This is a genomic window from Lysinibacillus sp. NPDC094177 (assembly GCF_050279145.1).
In the GTDB taxonomy this organism is placed as follows: Bacteria; Bacillota; Bacilli; order Bacillales_A; family Planococcaceae; genus Lysinibacillus.
Window position 1 is genome coordinate 120,891 of record NZ_JBNNTW010000009.1, and the last position, 19,770, is coordinate 140,660.

Genomic DNA, 19,770 nt, shown 5'->3' on the forward strand with positions numbered 1-19,770 from the left:
ATTGATATGAATATAACAATACACGGACATTCCAACCGACGAAAATCGGCTTTAATTGGGGGAACCGCTCTCATCATCATGGCACTTGCCGCATTTTTTTCCTATGGATTTGTCCATGAAAACCTTGTATTACATGAAAATGCTAGTGCAACTTTTAATAACTTAAAGTCATCAATAAGGCTTTTCAAAGCTGAAATTTTGGGTTGGATTATCATCCTAATTACTGACATTATAGTTACCTGGGCGTTTTATATTTTTTTAGAGCCCCTTAATAGAAGCCTTGCATTGCTCGCAGCATGGCTCCGTCTTACCTATACGACGATATTAGGCATTGCCATTCTAAATTTGGTCGTTGTATTACTTCTATCTAGTGGTACATTTACTATTGATCAACTTCAGGCACATGTCATGTTGTTTCTTGAAGCATTTGAAACAATCTGGGCTATGGATTTAATTATTTTTGGAGGGCATCTTATGGTTATAGGCTATATTGCTTTCAAATCTTCCGAAATCCCTAAAATCATTAGCATCTTGTTGTTGATTGCCGCAATAGGCTACATCATTACTAATCTATTTATCACGTTTTTTTCGCAATATGAGGAGATCATTTCAATTCTCAAACTTATATTTAATGTACCGATGGTTTTAGGAGAGTTAGGCTTTGGTATTTGGTTGCTAATAAGAGGAGGAAAAGTCTCTAAAGCCGCATCCTCCTGACATTTATTTATTAATTCGCTTCTTAATTCTACTTAAGGATTCTGGAGTAATACCAAGGTAACTCGCCAATTGATGTTGGGGCACGCGATCAACTAAATAAGGTCTTTTCTGTAATAATGATTTATAGCGTTCCTCTGGTGTAGATGCAATAAATGAAGCTAACTCATCTTGCATCTCACCAAAGCTATGCTCTATCATCCTGCGTGTCATTGCTTCCAATTGTGTATATTTGTGATACATATCTTTTTCAGTTACAAGATCACCTACGACCAATGTACAGTCCTCTAAACAATAGAAAGTGTATGAGGATGACTTATCCTGTTTATGACGATTAATATTTGAAATGGCTTGTTCTTCTGTATAAAAATTGGATGTGACTTCCTTTCCCGTTTCATCTACAGCATACTGCCTAATGCATCCCTTTAATACAAAATAACATTTAGTTGGAACATCTCCTTGTCTAAGGAGGATTGTTCCTTTTTTAAATTCTTCGATTTGTATCCCTTCAACAATCGCTTGTTGTTGTTCTTCACTAAGAGACGAATACTTCGTCATATACTTCATTAGTATTTTTCTCATCTTGCCCTCCATTCAACTTTTTTCATTCAATCGTTGTGATTTTGTCATTAAATAATGCCTTTTTAAATATATTAATTAATATGGTTGAAAATTCATACTACGATTTATGAAATAAAAAAATAGAACCTTCAATCCAAAATTAGAATGAAGGTTCTATATTATATTTTGTAGAAACAAACGCTTAAATTATTGTTTCTACATCAGATTTTATTTTAAACGAAGCGCTTCGTCTGTTGATGCATTAATTTCCTTAAGAAGCTCTGGGTTTTCTGCTAATGACTTGCCATAAGATGGGATCATTTCTTTAATTTTAGATTCCCATTCTTGAACATGTTGAGGGAAACATTTATTGATTACCTCAAGCATAACGTGTACAGCAGTAGAAGCACCTGGAGAAGCTCCAAGTAATGCAGCGATTGATCCATCAGAAGCACTTACAACTTCAGTACCAAATTGAAGTGTTCCTTTACCGCCAGCTTCAGTATCTTTAATAACTTGTACACGTTGACCAGCTACGATAATATCCCAATCATCGCTCTTAGCATTCGGGATGAATTCACGTAGCTCTTCCATACGTTGCTCTTTAGATAGCATAAGTTGTTGGACTAAATATTTTGTTAATCCCATTTCTTTAACCCCTGCCGCTAATAACGTTGTAATATTATGCGGTTTTACAGAAGCAAATAAATCCATATTTGAACCCGTTTTTAAGAACTTAGGTGAGAAACCTGCGAACGGTCCAAATAGTAAAGATTTTTTGTTATCAATATAGCGTGTATCAAGATGCGGAACAGACATTGGTGGAGCACCAACTTTAGCTTTTCCGTATACTTTCGCATGATGTTGTTCAGTAACTTCTTGGTTTTTACATTGTAAGAATAATCCGCTGATTGGGAATCCACCAATGTGTTTTCCTTCAGGAATACCTGATTTTTGTAGTAATTCTAGGCTTCCTCCACCAGCTCCAAGGAAGACAAATTTCGCTGTATGGTATTCCATTTTGCAGCCATTTTTGTCGTGCACTCGTACTTCCCATGAACCATCGCTAGTACGTTTCATGCTTTGAACACTATGATTGTAGTTGATATCAACGTCTTTATTTTTTAGGTGGTCGAATAACATACGTGTTAATGCACCAAAGTTAACGTCTGTACCAGTGTCAATTTTTGTCGCAGCGATAGCTTCATCTGCTGAACGATCCTGCATAATAAGAGGAATCCATTCCTTTAGTTTTTCTGGGTTATCAGAAAATTCCATGCCTTGGAATAAAGGATTTTTTGTCATCGTTTCATGACGTTTTTTTAGAAACTCTACATTGTCTCTCCCTTGTACTAAGCTCATATGAGGTAAAGGCATAATAAAGTCTTGTGGATTATTGATCAGTTTATTGTTCACAAGGTAAGACCAGAACTGTCTTGAAACATGGAACTGTTCATTAACGTTAATCGCTTTACTGATATCGATTGATCCGTCTTTTTTCTCTGAAGTGTAGTTAAGCTCACAAAGTGCCGCATGCCCAGTTCCCGCATTATTTAATTCGTGAGAACTTTCTTCACCAGCTTTATCGAGCTGCTCAAACACTGTAATTTTCCAATCTGGCGCTAATTCTTTGAGCATTGTCCCCAAAGTAGCACTCATGATTCCGGCACCAATTAAGATAACATCTGATTTAATTTGTCTGTTACTCATTTTTACCTTCCTTATATATTAAGATTTGCAGAAAGGATGTAAGTTCTCCTGCTTAGAAGCTATGGAGTAACCAAGGAGTACACCTTTTCTGTATCAATTATTACCTTATTGCAGTGTATCACAATTACCTAAAGATTAAAATATTAACTATCCATATGAGAGTTATGTGCATTTTTCGAGCCTTCCCCTTAATAATTCAAGAGAAAAACCTCCTATTCCCTCACAAAGAAACCCAACCTTTATTTAAGTTTTTTGGAATAATTCGCCCAAAATTGGCTAGCGTTTTCATATAATAATGAGAGTTTTTTAATTATTATATCTATATAATAACATAAAAATATGGAACCAGTCCTGTATTTGCACCAGCTCCACTACATATAAAAATATACCGAATTTTCTCAATATTTTCTAGTGTTATTTTAAAATTATTTCTTCTTTATTCTAACCAGTCAAATCTCATCCTATTCTTCGACAGGACTTTTTATTTTCCAACCATCTATTTGCGAATTTGGATTGGTGAAATATTCTATAAGAAAACCATTAATAATTCTATTTCCTCTCTCTCGCCAATCAACATCATCAGATAAAATAATATGTACATCTATATCAGAACGCCTTGAAGGTCTCCCGTAATAAAGCTCCCACATACAAGTGCCCCTACAACATCATTTAGGTTGTTCCAATCTTTTAAAAACTCTTCAAGAGCCACTTCCCATTCTTCCATAAAATTATTATCACCTTTCTTAAAAATTGCACTTTGGAATACCACAATATATTCAAGATTTATTAAAGAAGACCTTTCGGAAAAATGAATTTTGTATATAAAAAAAACACAGCCTAATTAGCTGCGTTAAATTATAAAATGTTATCTTTTTTATTGATGTTCCCTTTGAATATAAGGAAATATATTCGTCGTTTACAAGGTTATTTGTTCAATTTGATGATTATCTCAAATGTCTCTAAAATAATGCCATAATTCTTATTAGAACACCTATCCTAACCTTTATTTTTTTCTAATAGCTGCTCCATTTTATAATCAGCACGTAGCAATACTTGCTTTATTTGTTGAATCTCTTTTTCTCTTTGAGTCATCTGCTTATACTTATTTTGAAATAATATTTTCAGCTGTTGAAGGTTTTGGATCTCCGCTTCTGTCAATTCATCATTTTCATCAGTATTTTGCGACCATTCAAAAAGCATTTTAATCTCTTGAAGTGAAAAACCACATTGCTTTAGTTTTAGGATAGTACTAATTATTTCAATATGACCCTCGTTATACTCACGATGTTTGTTTTTTATTTCTGGATGTAATATGCCCATTTTTTCATAATAACGGATGGTATCTTTACTAAGATTAGTACATATAGCAAATTCACCGATTTTTATGATAATCACCTACTATTTAACAAATTTATAAACCATTAATAGTAGTATACAATGGAATATGAAGCGAACGAAATGGTGACTATATCTAAGCTGTTTATTTGTTAATAGCCCTTCAGCAATTGCTAATACATGTAACAGAACAAATTCAAGAATTAGTAACATCAGTACCAGAGCTTTGTTTGGTATAAATATCGTTACAAGTATACTGATAGATAAGACCACAAATAAAAATACTCGTATTTGATATCCATTCTCTTTCCATTGATGCAAACCTGCAAACCCTGTTAATAATGCGTATAACCCTATCAATACATAAGTAATAATAGCCATTCACATCACCTCATTCTTTTAATACTTTCACTTTAAAAAATGGAGTTAACTCCATGTCAACAGATTTACGAAGAGAAGCAATTCTTACCTCAACTCCTTTAATTCTTCTGTTCGCAAATTTTGCTTGAGATTAAAAAAGGAATTGGATAAAAATCCAATTCCAACTATGAATAGATGAGTTTTTAGCCAGTCTCTACTTATTTGAAAATATTAGCTAAATAGTTTTGAATAGACTCTGGTAATATTTGAAAGAACAATCCTTCATATTTGATATCGAGTATACCTGCAATGAAAATAATAATAATGATGAATATCAAAAGGGGTTTCTTATTTTTAGAAATCCACTTCAATAGGCTCCCCTCCTCTTAAAAAATAACGTTTATAGTTTGCAAATTAAGTATATATTGATTCATGTAATATATAAACCTACCCTTTTAATAATAAAATCATTCTCTGTCACCCAAATTGGAAATGTTACATAAATTAAAAGATGCTGTACTCAAATACTTATTGTAAGATTGGTTTTCTTTTGACTTCAAATTAGTTCATTTGGATAAACAATAATCATACGGAGCTTTTTCTCACCAATGATCAATTTAGATTTTATAAAGAAAGGAATGGCTATGGTAAATTTTAAATCTTTTCGTGGGATCGTTACACAGATTGATGATTTTTCGGTCGGGCAAAATGGAGAAAGGGAAGGTTGCTATAAACTTATGACGGTAGAAGATAGTACGCGGGGCATCGTCAATTTTGTCGTCTCACCGTCTACTTATTTTGTAAATCAAGAAATTGTGACTCTCGGTGATCAAATTACTGGTTATTATGATGGGGATGCACCTGTTCCTTTGATATATCCTCCTCAATATCGAGCACTCGTTGTTGTAAAGGAAAATAACTATCTAAATGTCAAAGTCGACTTTTTTAATAACCAATTAGTGAGTAGTGATGGCCAATTACAACTAAATCTTTCTGCTTATACACTTATCTTGCTCAAAAATGGGCAACCTTTTTCAAAAAGCCCCGCAAACCGAAACCTAATTGTTATCTATGGGCCTACTACAAGAAGTATTCCTGCACAAACCACACCGTATAAAATAATTGTTTGGTGTTAAAAATAATAGAATATATTTCCCAGGAAAGGTCTCAATTATCAGTGTTAAGCTCTTTACTAACTACATTGAGTAAACCGACGGGCTACATTTGGTGATTGAAAACATTAATCCTTCATCTGCACAACATTTCACATAAAAAATTGACTACCAAGCAAACAAGTGGAATATAATTAAGCGGCTTAAGTCCCCTTGATTATGGGGTTTAAGCCGCTTCAGCCTACTGTTCAGAACCAATGTAATTTATTGATTCTCTATATTGCCTTGCATTTCGTGTAATTGCCGCTTGATCTGCTCTAAGTATGCTTTATTTTGTTGGACTGTATCCAAATGTTCACCATATTGCTTTGCATTCATAAATGCATTTTCTGCATGTTCGATTTGATTGAAAGCATGCTCAATCGCTATCTCCTCCGGGTGTGACTTTGCATGCTTCAACAAACGCTCCGCCTTTTGAACAGAGTTCCCAAATAAAGTGCTCGGATGATCCTGTTTCCAACTCATATCTGAGTGCTTAGCCAATTTTGCCTCTTCCCTTCCTGCAAATTTGATAAATAATCTAGATATAGTATTGGAATATGTGCAGAAAATATGTACGCAGAAGTTAACGAATATCTAAATGGAACAAACAGAAACGCGTATATTATTTTTTAAAAACACAGAAGATAATACTCATGCATTAATAAGTGAAGGGCAAGTTTAAGAAAAAACGAGATCGTCTAAAATGATTGGTCTCCTTTTTATCAGCCTCTTACACATTTTCTTTAGCCATCTTCTTATTGTCAGTATGGATGCTTTTCATTCCTTCAAAAAATGGATACTCTAGACTTAAATATCTTTCTAACTCTCCATTATCATGAGGAAGCTTTTCTAAATAATACTTCGAATCGTTTATTCTCTTTTGAATTTCCTGTTGATTTTGTGTTGTCGAACCGTGTCCAGGTATATGGGTCGTTATATGATGATTCAGCAAAATATTTTCAGCTTTATTGACCGTATTTACATAGTCTTCATAGTTGCTAAAAATAAATGGAAACTCAATATCTGACAAATAATCGCCAGAAAGAAACAGACCATAAGGCTCTATAACTGTAAACAAACCATCATTCGTATGACCAGGTGCTTGATAAAATGTCATGGTTAGGGAATTTAATTCTAATATATGCCCATCCTCTGAAACAACAATGTCTACAGTTAGATATACAGGTGAATAGTTTCTATTCAAATAATATCCTTGGTCAAATTGTTTAATTTTTCTAACGCTGTCTTCTTTGTTAGGATTTTCATCAAATTGTTTAGATGCAATTACCTTAGCTTCTGGGAATGCCCCAGATCCAATAATATGATCAAAATCGCTATGTGTGTAAATAATGAATAGTTGTTTATCACCTTTAATCTTGTTGATATAGCTCTTAATTTCTTCAATCTCAGTAGGTAACCAATTAGGGTCTGTCATAATTACTGCTTCATTAGTTTGAATGATTGCTGAAGTAGTCATATATAATGCACTTTGAAAAACCGTAATATTATTTTTTTGGAATTGAATCACTATAAACCCATCCTTTTCCCCTTATTTCCCTTGCTAATAAGCAAACTTGTCGAACAAAAGCTTTAATTTTTTTTCCTCACTATTCCATAGTTCGAGTTGCGTTTACGAAATCCTTCTTTTAGGAAAATATTCAAAATCTATTTAAACTTCACAAACTCTTAGTTTTATCTATTGATACAAGTATTCATGAAGAAGAGATCTAATATGATACTATTCTCCATGAAGGTTAGAAATCTTTCATTTCAATCAAGGAGAGTCAACATGAACAACAATAAGGACAACACAGAAATCATCTTACTTTCTGACCCATCAGAGTGCTTGATGCATCCGTTTTATAATAAACAAATCGTTTTTACAGGTGCTCTTTCCGCTATGACACGTTCAGAAGCTGCGAAAAGAGTAAGAGCTTGTGGAGGGATAATGCAAGGGACTGTGACACAAGATACAGATTTCGTTATTCTTGGGGACAAACGTCGGAGTATAAGTACGAAACAATTAAAAGCCGAGAAATTGATTAGCCTTGGCCAAGACATTCAAATTATTATTGAGGATGATTTTATTTGGCTCATTTCAATGCAAAAAGAAGAGTTACCTCAAATTTAAACGCCTTTCTTTCACCCACTTCATCTAAAAAGGTATGCAAAACAACTATGTTCACATACCTTTTCACATATTTTATTACCTCAAACTTATAATAATAAATCTATATTGAAAGCTTACAATTCCAAAAGAACTAGAACAGTCAACTAAACAAAGATAAAAATTAGCACGGCTTAGTTTACTACACAATCAAACTCTAATATAGAACATATCTTATGTATCCTAGCAACAGGAGGTGAAAAAATGGCGCAAGTTCTTGATTACCAAGCTACTGAACCTCTAAGTACGTTTAACCCAAACACTGCTTTTCCAATTCCACAGGCTCCATTTAGAGTTCTTTTAGCTTCGATTCAAATAAGCATCCCAGGTACCGCTTCAAGAAATAATCACGTTGAGCTACTTGCAAGTATTGGTGTGGCAGGAGTTACGGGTATTTCCCAACTTGTATTTAGAGTCTTCCGTAACGGGAAAGAAATCTATAATACGCAAGATGGAGTAGAATCAGCTGGTTCAGAACTAAATTACATCTTTACATTCCAAGCTATTGATTCCAATTTAGTAGCTGGCGCTAACTTCTATCAGGTTTTTGTTGAGAATATTACCCCCAACACACAAGCAAACATTGTTGGACCAATCTCTTTTAGTGGCCTAGCTATAAAAAGTTAACGTTAATAACTCTTTCTATGCATATTGACTCATGTTTATGCCCAGTACAGATTCGTGGCATACATGGTCGATTTTTTTAGAGTGTTGATCGATGAAGTAAAATGCATGTTTTATGGCACATTATATAAGGATTAAAAAAATAGGCTGTATAGAGGTTATTAAAAATCAAACTTTCTATACAGCTTATTTTATTCATTTATATTATAACTTCCTTAATCTAAAATTTATTAGATATATAGTTAATTAAACGGTTTCATATTAAATCTTTATTAGTTCTTCTCATCTCCTTTGAGCAAGAATCATTTGGCTATGTTTTAATTATTGAATCCCCATGAACTTCGCCACTTTTCTATTGACAGAAAATTCAAACTCAATATATAATTTTTGGTATTACCACTGTATTTAATTTGTATTACCACAAAACAAAGGGGAAGAGGATTTGAAAGAAAAGGAACGCTCCTCAGATAAAATTGAGAATGAATTAATTAGATCCATATTGGCTGGTGTTTATTCAGTAGGAAGTACTTTACCGCCGGAAAGAGAGCTTGCAAAAGAATTTGGTGTTGGTCGTCCAACTATTCGGGAGGTACTTCAACGTTTAGGAAGGGGTGGATGGATAACAGGGAGAAAAGGAATGCCTGCGATTGTTAATGATTATTGGCGCAATGGGAATCTAACAACACTTGTTAATATTGTTGAAAATCATCATACCATTACAGATGAATTTATCATGTACTTATTAGAATTAAGAAGTTCTTTGACTCCGACTTATATGCGTGATGCTGTTACATTTAATCAACCTAAAGTGGTTGCTCTTCTTGCCAATCTAGAGCAGCTTGAAGATAGTGCAGAAAGCTATGCAGCATTTGATTGGGATTTGCAAAAAAAGTGTGCTGGCCTTGCTGGCAATCCAATCTTTCTACTCATTTTAAATAGCTTCGATTCCATTTATATAGATATGGCGAAAAGATTTTTTTCTGTAAAAGATCATCGCAAGTTGTCCTTCAACTATTACCACGACTTATTGAAAGCTGCATTAAAGGGAGATGCAATGGAAGCGGAAAGGTTGTCTAAGACAACAATGGAGAAAAGCTTGGCTCTCTGGAAAGATAGAAAAAAATAAAGATTGCTGGAGGCGTGATAAATGAAATTGAAATATTTTAAAGAATATTTTTCCTACCCTGATATATTAATCATGAGCTTTCTATTCCTCATTAGCTTTGGATTTATGATTCTACATTTAACCTCTATCAAAATTTTGGGTGCTTTTATTCTAGGAATGATTATGTATTCATTAGCTGAGTATGTTACACACAGGTTTCTTTTTCATCTGAAACCACCTAAGAATGCATTTTTATTAAAAATGCTTAAACGCTTACATTATGACCATCATACAAGTCCGAATGAATTACATTTATTATTTTTACCCTTATGGTATAGTGTGCCAAATATTGCAATTGTAGGAGCTATTTTTTATTTTCTTTCATCTAGCTTTGTATTAACAAACGCATTTATTGCAGGCATCATGTTCTTTTTATTATTTTATGAGTGGAAGCATTATATCGCCCATCGCCCCCTTCAGCCAATATCTCCATGGGGGCGTTGGATGAAAAAAGTTCATTTGTTGCATCATTTCAAAAACGAAAATTACTGGTATGGTGTTACGAACCCAGCCTACGATTTTCTCATGGGTACCTTTAAAAACCAAAAGGATGTTGCCCAAAGTAAAACTGCTAAAAATCTAGAAAAACGTGGCGACTAGAAATAGAATTATAAAAAATTATCCATGTCACTCCTTTAGAAATGTCGAATGAACTTTGTAACTTCAACATTTCTTTGAGAGTGACATGTATTTTTCTCTATTGGGAAGAAAGATTGCATAAAAATGCATTATCTTAGGCTCAATATTTTAAACCTTGCTTATTTATGATACGTTTCTCCATTAAACGTCTAATAAATGCTGTAAAAAATTGATAGGTCTGATAGATTAAGAAAGGTGGGATTGTTCGGGTTAAAATAGCACTCGACTTTTATCGATTGCCAACAGTTTATTTTTACGCTCGAAAGCTTTCTGCATATTTTAATGCAAGCTGTGTTCGGGAAGTTACTTGAAATTTCCGATACAAATTTTGCAGATGCTTCTTTACTGTATTTTCACTGACATATAAATAACTAGCAATTTCTGCATTTTTAAATCCCTTACATAAATACAATAACAATTCTTTTTCACGTTGTGTAATTTGCAATGACTCGCCTGGCTGAACATATTGATGTAATAAATAAACATTTTCAATCATCCGCTTTACATACGAAAGCTTTTGACTATCTTGCTCTGTAAATGGTATTTCCCCTTTTTTTCGCAAAAAGCCAATAACCGCTATTGGTTTTTGCTGATTGTAGAGATACATACCCATTTCATCTATAAAATCATTTAATTGTAAAAAACGCTCCACATAATGCCGCCTTTTCTTCATCGATATTACTTCATTTCGTTGCATTAATTGAATATCGGGTTGGTTTTTCATATTCACTGGGTGTAAAGGATCATAATATTTATATTCATTTAGATAATTTTGTATCATATATGTCCCTACATTGAAACAGACAGGCTGTTCATTTAACTCCCCATCTGCCACTTCCCAAAATACCGTATGCTCATATTGAAAACATTTACTCAATACTTGCAACATATTCAATTTAAAGTCTTCACTTGCTTGTTGCATATTCATATTTGAAATCTGAACCGTTGCTTCTAATAAATACTTCAACTCTTTATGCTCACACAATATTAACCCACCTTTTCCTCTATTTTAAATCCATATATTCTCGTTTAAAACGAATTATCCTTTTTGGTAATATCAATTTTTTTCATCTCCATCTAAAATGAATTTGTAAGTCAAAACTATAATGAGGTGATCAGATGAATTTACAAGAATATGCATCATATGATGGTCTTGGATTAGCGGAGTTAGTAAAGACAAAGCAAGTGACACCACAAGAGCTTACAAAATTAGCGCTACAAGGTATTGAAAAGGTTAACCCTTCGATTAATGCCGTCGTCAGCGTGTTAGAGGAACAGGCTGACAACGCGATTTCAACTTTAAATGATAATCAACCATTTGCAGGAGTTCCATTTTTAATTAAAGAAGTTGTACTCCATGCGGAAGATGTGCCACATAGTATGGGCAGTCGTGTTGCAGAAAATGCGGTAATGTCTGTGGATAGTGAATTAATGAAACGTTTTAAAAATGCTGGTTTTGTGTTAAGCGGTACAACCACAACGCCAGAGTTCGGCTATAATGCCGCAACCGAAGCTGTCATTTATGGTCCAACACGTAATCCATGGAATCTAGACCATAGCCCTGGTGGTTCAAGTGGCGGTGCAGCCGCTTCTGTCGCAAGTGGTATCGTCCCAATCGCGCATGGTAATGATGGAGGCGGATCCATTCGTATTCCTGCATCATGCAGTGGTATCGTTGGCTTAAAGCCTTCACGTGGTCGCGTGCCAATGGGGCCATATAATAGTGAGGCATTAAATGGGCTAGCAATTGAATTTGCGCTGACAAAAACCATTCGTGATACCGCTACATTATTGGACCAAGTAGCTGGGCCAGACTTAGGATGCTACTCGATTATTCAAAGCCCAGAAATACCTTACAGTAAAGCAATTCAGCAAAATGTACGTCCACTGAAAATCGCCTGGACAACAGAAACAAATTCTGGTGCATTCGTTGATCCAGAATGCATCGCGGCCGTACATAAGGCCGTAAAATTATTAGAAGAGTTAGGGCATGAAGTAGTCGAAGCCCGACCAGTTTACGACCAAGCACCATTTTCACGCGCAACGGTAAATATTTGGACAGCGAATATTTATAAAATGATTATGGGAGCAGCAGAATTAACAGGTAAAACACCTTCACGCGATAATATTGAAGCAGCCATTTGGCAATGCTATGAATATGGCAAAAACTTAAAAGCTAGCGCACTTTTAGAAGCCATTAATACGAATGCACTTGTATCACGTCAAGTAGCGACATTCTTTGAAGATTATGATGTGCTTTTAAGCCCAACAATCGGCACATTGCCAGCGAAAATTGGTGAGCTAAATGCGGATAATCCAAATATCTCTGCGATTGAATGGACGGAGCAAATTTTCACATACGCGCCGTTTACCAATTTGTTTAACGCAACAGGTCAACCATCGTTATCATTGCCGCTTGCGATGAGTGCGTCAGGATTACCAATCGGGCTGCAATTTACAGGACGCTTCGCAGATGAGTTAACCCTTCTACAGCTCGGGAAACAATTAGAAGAATCTGCTCCATGGAAAGATCGTAAACCACCCGTACATGTGGGTGCAGAAGTTACGGAAATTGCGACAATATAAAAAAAGTAGGTGCAAGATTTTTTCTTGCACCTACTTTTTGCTAGTTTACTGTTGTAGGACATTCCATTAAAACGTTGCAATAACAACTGAACATAGTCTATATTAAAAAAGCACGTTACCTCAATAAATCACAATTCCATTGTCTAGAACAGATTTATTTTGCACCTGATTCCCTAAAATATATAGCTTCTTCAGATTGGGCAAATTCACTAAAGGCTCTACATTTAAAATAGCGTTATTTTCCAAATGAAGCACCTCAATTTGTTGCCAATTTTCCATAAAATTTAATGATTGTAGTGAACTATCTTGTATAGTGAATGAACGCAGAGCTGAAAGGCCAGCAAAGTATGGCATAATCTTATCAACTTCATGCACCCAGTCACTATTATCTATTCGAAAGGATACGTCATTCAAAGTTAAATGTTCCAGTATGTTGTTGTTAAACGAATTTTGACTATTAACTTGAAACCTACATTCATTACAATTTAACGTTTTTACATGCTGTAAATTGAATATTTCACTCGTCTCTTCATAAAAAGCTGTTTCATTTAAATTTATTGTTTGCAGATTGGGTAAACGATTTAAAGAACGTATGCCTGTAAAATCGCCAGACTCCATCAATGTAAGTTGTTCTAGCTGTGGGTATTTTAGTAATTCTGCTCCATTCAAATACGACTGTGCCCCACTTATATCAACAGTCAAATCCTTTAAAGCAGGTGCCTCTAACTTGGATAGGAATGTATTTTTTAATTCCGCTTTTTTTAAATGGGGTGCTACAATCGATGCTATTTGGCCACTATAACCAGTTATCGATAAATCGGTCAGCGAAGTCAGGCTGTTCACAATATCAAGCAATTCTAATTTATAAAGAGAAGCTAAACGCAGCTTTGTCAATGAAGACTTATTTCTCAGGCGTTCTACATTCGTAATATCCATATTTTCAAGATCAAGCGATTGTAAGTTGGGCATGTTTTGTATAAAATCAAGCGTTTTTAAATTTTTTACCGCTGTAAGTTTCAATTCTTGTAATTGATTCAGTGAATAGAACGAGCTAAAATCTGTCGCTTCACTCATATCTATTGATAATGACTCTAAATCAGTTAATGAAGACACCCACTTCAAATCATTGGCAAATCTTAAAGACAATGATTTTAATGGCAGTTTATTCAGAAGAGGGAAGTCTGTAACCGTCTCGGTGTGATACGAAATTTCAAGTGATTGAAGATTAGGAAACGCTAATAATAAAGCAAGTTCATCATTACTTCGAATTTGGACAGAGAGCTCTACAACATTAGACTTATCGCTAAAATATTCAGCAATTTTACTAAATGATTCATTAAAGCTACCTGTATAACTTTTTAAACCTTCCAGATGTCGGAAGCTTACATTTTCACTTTGTGATATTTCATAATCGCCCATCAAATTCAACACCGTCAGACCAGTAAAGGCTTCAAAATCTTTTTGTTCGATTTTTTGTGTATTTAATAACTTATCCATAACAATATAGTTAGAAATTTCGGCTTTCTTATTTGTAAACGGATCGTCAAGACTGTAATCAAAATGCCATTGATCTTCAGAATAGTATGCCTTCAAATAACGGATACTTGTGATTTCTTCTTTAGTCGGCATTGCTTCACCTTTATCAAAAATATCTTTTAAAAAGAATAAAAGGACTTCGCTTTCAGGCATTTTCCGAACAGGTAATTTCTCATTATTGCCGTATTCTGTTTGATTACCGCTCAAAATAAAATAGCCAAGGAATGCACAAAGGATTACAATCGGTATCATTAAAAGCGCTTTTAAATTCGGTTTTGGACGTGTAGCTTTATTCGCAGGAGTTGTACCATAATAATTATTTATCGTCTGATCAACATAATAGACTTTATTCTCTTTCAACATTATTTCAGTCTCACAAAAAGGACATTTGAATGATTGCCCCTCTTTATATTCAATTTTTCCATTACAATTCGGACAATTTAATTTAATGAATTCCACTGGCAGTCCCCTCCCCAGCACTATTTTCCATTAAGCTTAGTTGTCTGAAAAATAAATGTCAATATTTCTATTAAATACTAATTATCTCCCATCTTTAGACCTACAACAAAAAAGTCGCCCAAGAGGCGACTTTCGTTGTGTTTATTCACTTTTTAAGTTCAAACTTCTCTTTACTATCACTTGTGATATGGTTCACTGTGATAAAATGGATCCCATATGTTTGAGAGATCCTTCTTTTTACTCGTTTCAATCTATAAAATCGATACGATTAGACAAAAAGACCATGGAGTGCTCCTAGTAAGGTAAAAATGATAAAATGGTCACCAATCGCAATTAAAAAATTCCTCTTATTTACAAGTCCAAATAATGTATTTTTCAAATAAACAATTAAAATAAGAATGCCAATAATACCTCCTACAGCAGCACCTTCTAACAAACTATTTGAACTAGTCGCTTGAACGAGAATAGCAATAAGTAACATTCGATCAACATACTTCTTTCACTATACTCAACAGGCTCATCAAAAGAATATAATACATATCTCCCACCATTAAAAGTATAGGTCATTTCATCGTCCAGATTTATCTCTGTATGATTAGAAATGGCTATTTAACTTGCCCATTTTCGTACGCTACTTTAATACAATCGTATTGAATCTTTTTATCTTTGCAAGTTAGGTTTTCAATTATTTCCTCTATGTCCGTATAATTTTCTTCATTAGCTAATTTAAGTGCCAGCTCAATATTTGGCACTTCATCATTCCGACTCAGTTGAGAAGCTAACAGGTTCACAACTGACATGATTATCCCTCATTTATCAAATTTATTTTATGTATATACATTATCACATTTAACCTTTAACGAATCTGTTAACGAAATAAATTCAACCTCTTCATTTTTGCATTAAACCTACGAACATACTTTAGATAATAGGTATCTTCATCTAGGAGATAGTATCGTTTAATATTAGCAATATTATTGCAATATAAATGCCATGAACGTAAACAAATTAACACCTCCTTGTTCTTTTTCTCAGAAAAAACTATGTTACGATTATTTTAAATTAACAACTAAGAACGAACATGGAGGATTAATGAATGCTTAAAAAAATTATTTCAATTGTACCAGTTGCAATGCTCTCGGCAACTTTAGGTGCTAATGTTCAAGCTGCAACGATTACCGTACAAAAAGGGGATACCCTTTGGGATTTATCCCGTGCACATAATACATCTGTAGAAAATATCAAAACGTTGAATCAAATTACTACTAACCTTATTCACCCTGGTGATGTCCTTACCATTGCACAACAATATACCGTTAAGCAAGGTGATACATTATGGGACATAGCCGTTGATCATCAAGTAACCGTTTCGCAAATTAAAGAATGGAACCAATTACATACAGACCTCATTCATCCAGGTTTAAATCTATCCATCATTGATGGTACAAAAACTAGTACGGCTGTAACTGACAAACCAATGAAGCCTGCAGCACATGAATCAAAGGAAACTACAACTTCAGTAACAAATAATGCAACTTCAATGGAGAGTAAACATAAAGAAACTGTTTCAACAACAAATAATACTGCTTCAAAGGAGAGTGCATCTGAAGCAACCGCTCCAGCAACAACTAATACCGTTTCAAAGGATAGTGCACCTGAAGCAACTGCTCCAGCAACAACTAATACCGCTTCAAAGGAAATTATAGTGGAAGCTTCAGCCTATACGGCTTCATGTGAGGGATGTTCCGGTATTACTGCTACTGGAATAAACCTTAAAACAAACCCAAATGCAAAGGTCATCTCAGTTGACCCAACTATCATTCCACTTGGTAGTAAAGTTTATGTAGAAGGCTATGGTGAAGCGATCGCAGGGGATACTGGCGGAGCCATTAAAGGAAATCGAATCGATGTCTTTTTCCCTACTCAACAGGATGCAATCAATTTTGGAGTAAAACAATTAAAGGTAACAATATTAAACTAACATATCTTCTATTCCCATCCTATCCTTAGGATTTTATATATATGAACAAAAAGGTGACTTGAATCCTTATACTAAGCAAAAAAGAACCAGATTAGGTTCTTTTTTGCTTATTTTTTTCAGCTCTTCCAATAGGTTCGTTATTGTCTCACTTACTTCTTCTCAACGTTCCAGGTGGTTCATTTAAAAACCGAACTTACTTATGATACGGTTCACCGCAACGTATCTAAATGAGGTTTTCGATCAAATGTACTCATACATTATTCTGGCCCTACGCATGTCAGCTATTCGCTATTAGACGCTGCTTTACTATCATCTAAAAAGAGAGATAGAACAGAACATTTACGTTTCCTATAGGTAAAAACCATTGAATATTCATTCTATGAAAAAGGTGAATAAATATTTGCTACCTATTCTTTCAATGGTTAACTTTACTGCAGAGTCTAAAAAACTAGAAATATGATATGGCCCAGATGTTATCCTTCTGATTAAATAAAAAACTGATTTTTAACTATCTATAAGCTATGGGATCAATTCTCTTTTAGTTTACGTAGATAATTATATTTTAATCCTTTTTAACTTTTCCAATGAATTGTTACTTTTCCTCTTGATCACCATTCTCACCCTCATTTATTGCACGACCGCCCCCACCAACCGCATGCTGCTGCTTCGTATTAGAACTTCCTATGGCTGAATTAGTTCCTCCCGTACTATCTAAACCGCTTCCGCTTGCTACTTGAGTAGCTGACGACTGTTTTTGACCATTATTTATCTGATTATTGATGATGATAACAATTTCTTCGTCACCATCCCAGTCTTTATGCTGTTCGTGAGGTTCAGTCTGCTCCCCCTCCATACCACTGTTTCTAGCTACCCCTTGTGCTCCCACACTTTGCTGTTGATCGGTATTCGAGGAATCTATTGCAGCATTACTACCAGCTGCACTATTTCTTCCGGCCCCACTTGCAATTTGCGTGGTATTAGGTGCACTAGTGAACTGATTATTTATTACAATTACAACCTTTAACTTATCTGATACAGGAGCATCAGTCCTAATTTCTTCTCCATCTTTTTTTACAATAATCCTTACTTTTTCATTTTTACTTTCCACACCGCTTTGTAATTCCTTGGAATTAGACTCATCATTACTATCTTTATGACCTCGTTGATTTGACATTATACCACCTTCTTTTCAATTTAGAATAATATATCTTATTCGAAGAAGAAAATTAGATATAGTCAAATACATTAATTTTACTACAGTATTATTTGGATAATATCTTTGTGTATAGCATTCTACAAAAATCTTCCCATGGCGAGGTGTATGTCTAATCTCATTATCCAATAAATTGTTCACATATCGCTCCAATAAGTGCGAATCATCAATGTCATTTTGACGGAACTCTTTAGTTTAAATCAATTTTTTTAGAACCTTGCTATCCAGAGGAACTCCTATTCTCTGCTTTACCACTATTCTGTTCTCATAAGGAGTTCATTCTTTTTATACGGCCAAACAACAAAAAAAACACTTATTCCACTATTTGGGAGGTGCTGTACTATTTTTCAAAAAAACCGCACTTACTTATGATACGGTTCACCGTAACAAGGATAAGTGAGGTTTTTATTTGAGTTACATTAGATTCTTATTTATAGACAAGTTTTTCATATTTTTGTCCGTATCTGGTCTGATTTATTAACACCTTGTCTTTATTTTTGTCCTCATTCAGACATAAACAACTCCGATTATCAGAAATTGCAAAGAGTTTACGATTAAACTGTTAGTACAAATCCATCTATTCAATCTACTACACTACTTGCTCTAATAGATTCATTAATAATATCAGTTATTGCTAAATATAAATTTTCTGGTTGTTCTGCAATTCGATGACAAAGGTATAAATACCACTCACTCCCATACGTTAAATAGACTCTACAACGATATTCCTTCGTTCTTAACTCATTGAGTAACTCTGGACGTACACCATAAAGCATCTCTACTTCAACATTCGATTTATCAAGGTATTGACGTCGCTCTATCTCTTGAATAAGCATTTCATCATGCGTAGCGATTGATATCGGATGATTCGCATTCACTAACTGTTCAACATACTCAAGATAACGGCTATTCAGTTCTTCTGATCTGATCATGGCTATATCAACAGGCTCTTGAAAAGCCCCTTTTACAAGTCTTATTTTTCCTGGATATTGAATAAGTTCTTGTAAATCTACCTCTGTACGATAAAGATGAGCTTGTATAGTTATTCCAACATTTGTATAGTTTGTTGCTATTTTTTTATAAAGAGTGAGAATATCACTTGTCTTAGAGGATTCTTCCATACTTATCATCAAAGTTATTCCATACCGCTGAGCTTTTTGTGCAAGCTCTTCAAGGTACTTATATGCAATCTCAGCGTTAATAGAAAGGCCTATATGAGATAAATCAAATGATACAGTTTGCTTCAAAGACAATTTCCCCATTTCCTCAATTACTTGTAAAAGCTCATCCTTTGCCCTTTCACATTCCCATAAATCGGTTGTATTTTCCCCAATATATTCTATGGAGATATTATAATTATCATCGAGATATTCACGTGCAACCGTGATGACATCCTCTCTCTTTTCTCCTGTTACATATCTTTTTGCTGCTTTCCATAATAACGGATAGAGCTCCGTTGATTGTTGCACAGCATATTTCAAGCGCTCATCTCGTGCTGCGCTTTTTAAGGCTTGAATCACTAATTCTTCTGCTTTTTTCATATTTATTCCTCCTCTTGGATATTGA

Annotated in this window: 22 protein-coding genes; 8 read left to right on the forward strand and 14 right to left on the reverse strand. The window is 34.4% G+C overall.

All coding sequences use genetic code 11. The features are described 5' to 3' along the window. Window positions 1–6 precede the first annotated feature (6 nt). Window positions 7–717 (forward strand): DUF4386 domain-containing protein, encoded by a 711-nt coding sequence (locus ACQKNC_RS15510; protein ID WP_427425693.1) that lies wholly within the window; start codon window positions 7–9, stop codon window positions 715–717. Between the two features lie 3 nt (window positions 718–720). Here the strand turns inward: ACQKNC_RS15510 and ACQKNC_RS15515 are convergent, their stop codons facing one another. The 6 genes from ACQKNC_RS15515 to ACQKNC_RS15540 all read right to left on the reverse strand — a co-directional run bounded on the left by ACQKNC_RS15515 (window position 721) and on the right by ACQKNC_RS15540 (window position 5,051). After that, window positions 721–1,296 (reverse strand): Crp/Fnr family transcriptional regulator, encoded by a 576-nt coding sequence (locus ACQKNC_RS15515; RefSeq protein ID WP_427425694.1) that lies wholly within the window; start codon window positions 1,294–1,296, stop codon window positions 721–723. Window positions 1,297–1,503: 207 nt separating this feature from the next. After that, window positions 1,504–2,985, reverse strand: a complete 1,482-nt coding sequence (locus ACQKNC_RS15520; RefSeq protein WP_427425695.1) for a malate:quinone oxidoreductase — start codon at window positions 2,983–2,985, stop codon at window positions 1,504–1,506. 601 nt (window positions 2,986–3,586) lie between these two features. Next, window positions 3,587–3,709 (reverse strand): hypothetical protein, encoded by a 123-nt coding sequence (locus tag ACQKNC_RS15525; RefSeq protein ID WP_427425696.1) that lies wholly within the window; start codon window positions 3,707–3,709, stop codon window positions 3,587–3,589. A gap of 272 nt (window positions 3,710–3,981) precedes the next feature. Further along, window positions 3,982–4,380 carry a MerR family transcriptional regulator gene (locus ACQKNC_RS15530; protein ID WP_427425697.1) on the reverse strand — a complete coding sequence of 133 codons (399 nt, stop codon included), beginning with the start codon at window positions 4,378–4,380 and terminating at the stop codon, window positions 3,982–3,984. A gap of 3 nt (window positions 4,381–4,383) precedes the next feature. Further along, the gene (locus tag ACQKNC_RS15535) at window positions 4,384–4,701 is read right to left on the reverse strand and encodes a hypothetical protein (RefSeq protein ID WP_427425698.1); all 318 of its coding nucleotides are present in this window, start codon (window positions 4,699–4,701) and stop codon (window positions 4,384–4,386) included. A gap of 197 nt (window positions 4,702–4,898) precedes the next feature. After that, window positions 4,899–5,051 (reverse strand): hypothetical protein, encoded by a 153-nt coding sequence (locus ACQKNC_RS15540; protein WP_427425699.1) that lies wholly within the window; start codon window positions 5,049–5,051, stop codon window positions 4,899–4,901. Window positions 5,052–5,324: 273 nt separating this feature from the next. On the opposite strand from ACQKNC_RS15540, the gene ACQKNC_RS15545 reads away from it, so the two are divergent. Beyond that, window positions 5,325–5,816, forward strand: a complete 492-nt coding sequence (locus tag ACQKNC_RS15545; protein WP_427425751.1) for a hypothetical protein — start codon at window positions 5,325–5,327, stop codon at window positions 5,814–5,816. Window positions 5,817–6,056: 240 nt separating this feature from the next. On the opposite strand, the gene ACQKNC_RS15550 is transcribed toward ACQKNC_RS15545, so the two are convergent. Then, window positions 6,057–6,335: a hypothetical protein gene (locus ACQKNC_RS15550; RefSeq protein ID WP_427425700.1), complete on the reverse strand. Its 279-nt coding sequence runs from the start codon at window positions 6,333–6,335 to the stop codon at window positions 6,057–6,059. Window positions 6,336–6,564: 229 nt separating this feature from the next. Then, on the reverse strand, window positions 6,565–7,362 hold the full coding sequence (locus ACQKNC_RS15555; RefSeq protein WP_427425701.1) for an MBL fold metallo-hydrolase: 798 nt from the start codon (window positions 7,360–7,362) through the stop codon (window positions 6,565–6,567). Window positions 7,363–7,623: 261 nt separating this feature from the next. On the opposite strand from ACQKNC_RS15555, the gene ACQKNC_RS15560 reads away from it, so the two are divergent. The 4 genes from ACQKNC_RS15560 to ACQKNC_RS15575 all read left to right on the forward strand — a co-directional run bounded on the left by ACQKNC_RS15560 (window position 7,624) and on the right by ACQKNC_RS15575 (window position 10,390). Continuing rightward, complete coding sequence (locus ACQKNC_RS15560; protein WP_427425702.1) at window positions 7,624–7,965, forward strand: BRCT domain-containing protein; 342 nt, start codon at window positions 7,624–7,626, stop codon at window positions 7,963–7,965. Window positions 7,966–8,205: 240 nt separating this feature from the next. Next, complete coding sequence (locus tag ACQKNC_RS15565; RefSeq protein ID WP_427425703.1) at window positions 8,206–8,628, forward strand: exosporium protein C; 423 nt, start codon at window positions 8,206–8,208, stop codon at window positions 8,626–8,628. Window positions 8,629–9,067: 439 nt separating this feature from the next. Then, window positions 9,068–9,751 carry a GntR family transcriptional regulator gene (locus ACQKNC_RS15570; RefSeq protein ID WP_427425704.1) on the forward strand — a complete coding sequence of 228 codons (684 nt, stop codon included), beginning with the start codon at window positions 9,068–9,070 and terminating at the stop codon, window positions 9,749–9,751. A 21-nt stretch (window positions 9,752–9,772) separates the two neighbouring features. Further along, window positions 9,773–10,390, forward strand: a complete 618-nt coding sequence (locus tag ACQKNC_RS15575; RefSeq protein WP_427425705.1) for a sterol desaturase family protein — start codon at window positions 9,773–9,775, stop codon at window positions 10,388–10,390. 292 nt (window positions 10,391–10,682) lie between these two features. Here the strand turns inward: ACQKNC_RS15575 and ACQKNC_RS15580 are convergent, their stop codons facing one another. Next, entirely contained in the window at window positions 10,683–11,414 is a 732-nt protein-coding gene (locus tag ACQKNC_RS15580; protein WP_427425706.1) for a response regulator transcription factor, read from the reverse strand. Between the two features lie 134 nt (window positions 11,415–11,548). On the opposite strand from ACQKNC_RS15580, the gene ACQKNC_RS15585 reads away from it, so the two are divergent. Then, on the forward strand, window positions 11,549–13,015 hold the full coding sequence (locus ACQKNC_RS15585) for an amidase (protein WP_427425707.1): 1,467 nt from the start codon (window positions 11,549–11,551) through the stop codon (window positions 13,013–13,015). Between the two features lie 120 nt (window positions 13,016–13,135). Here ACQKNC_RS15585 and ACQKNC_RS15590 read toward each other — a convergent pair whose 3' ends face one another. From ACQKNC_RS15590 to ACQKNC_RS15600, 3 genes are all read right to left on the reverse strand, one after another. Then, window positions 13,136–15,010 (reverse strand): leucine-rich repeat domain-containing protein, encoded by a 1,875-nt coding sequence (locus ACQKNC_RS15590; RefSeq protein WP_427425708.1) that lies wholly within the window; start codon window positions 15,008–15,010, stop codon window positions 13,136–13,138. Window positions 15,011–15,278: 268 nt separating this feature from the next. Further along, window positions 15,279–15,491, reverse strand: coding sequence for a hypothetical protein (locus ACQKNC_RS15595; protein WP_427425709.1), 213 nt, complete (start codon window positions 15,489–15,491; stop codon window positions 15,279–15,281). Between the two features lie 124 nt (window positions 15,492–15,615). Next, on the reverse strand, window positions 15,616–15,810 hold the full coding sequence (locus ACQKNC_RS15600) for a hypothetical protein (protein ID WP_427425710.1): 195 nt from the start codon (window positions 15,808–15,810) through the stop codon (window positions 15,616–15,618). Between the two features lie 296 nt (window positions 15,811–16,106). Between ACQKNC_RS15600 and ACQKNC_RS15605 the strand changes: the two genes are divergently transcribed. Beyond that, a complete protein-coding gene (locus tag ACQKNC_RS15605) occupies window positions 16,107–16,991 on the forward strand; it encodes a LysM peptidoglycan-binding domain-containing protein (RefSeq protein ID WP_427425711.1) in 885 nt (294 codons plus the stop codon). Between the two features lie 592 nt (window positions 16,992–17,583). Here the strand turns inward: ACQKNC_RS15605 and ACQKNC_RS15610 are convergent. After that, window positions 17,584–18,165, reverse strand: coding sequence for a hypothetical protein (locus ACQKNC_RS15610; RefSeq protein ID WP_427425712.1), 582 nt, complete (start codon window positions 18,163–18,165; stop codon window positions 17,584–17,586). Window positions 18,166–18,785: 620 nt separating this feature from the next. Then, complete coding sequence (locus ACQKNC_RS15615) at window positions 18,786–19,745, reverse strand: proline dehydrogenase family protein (RefSeq protein ID WP_427425713.1); 960 nt, start codon at window positions 19,743–19,745, stop codon at window positions 18,786–18,788. Window positions 19,746–19,770: the final 25 nt, after the last annotated feature.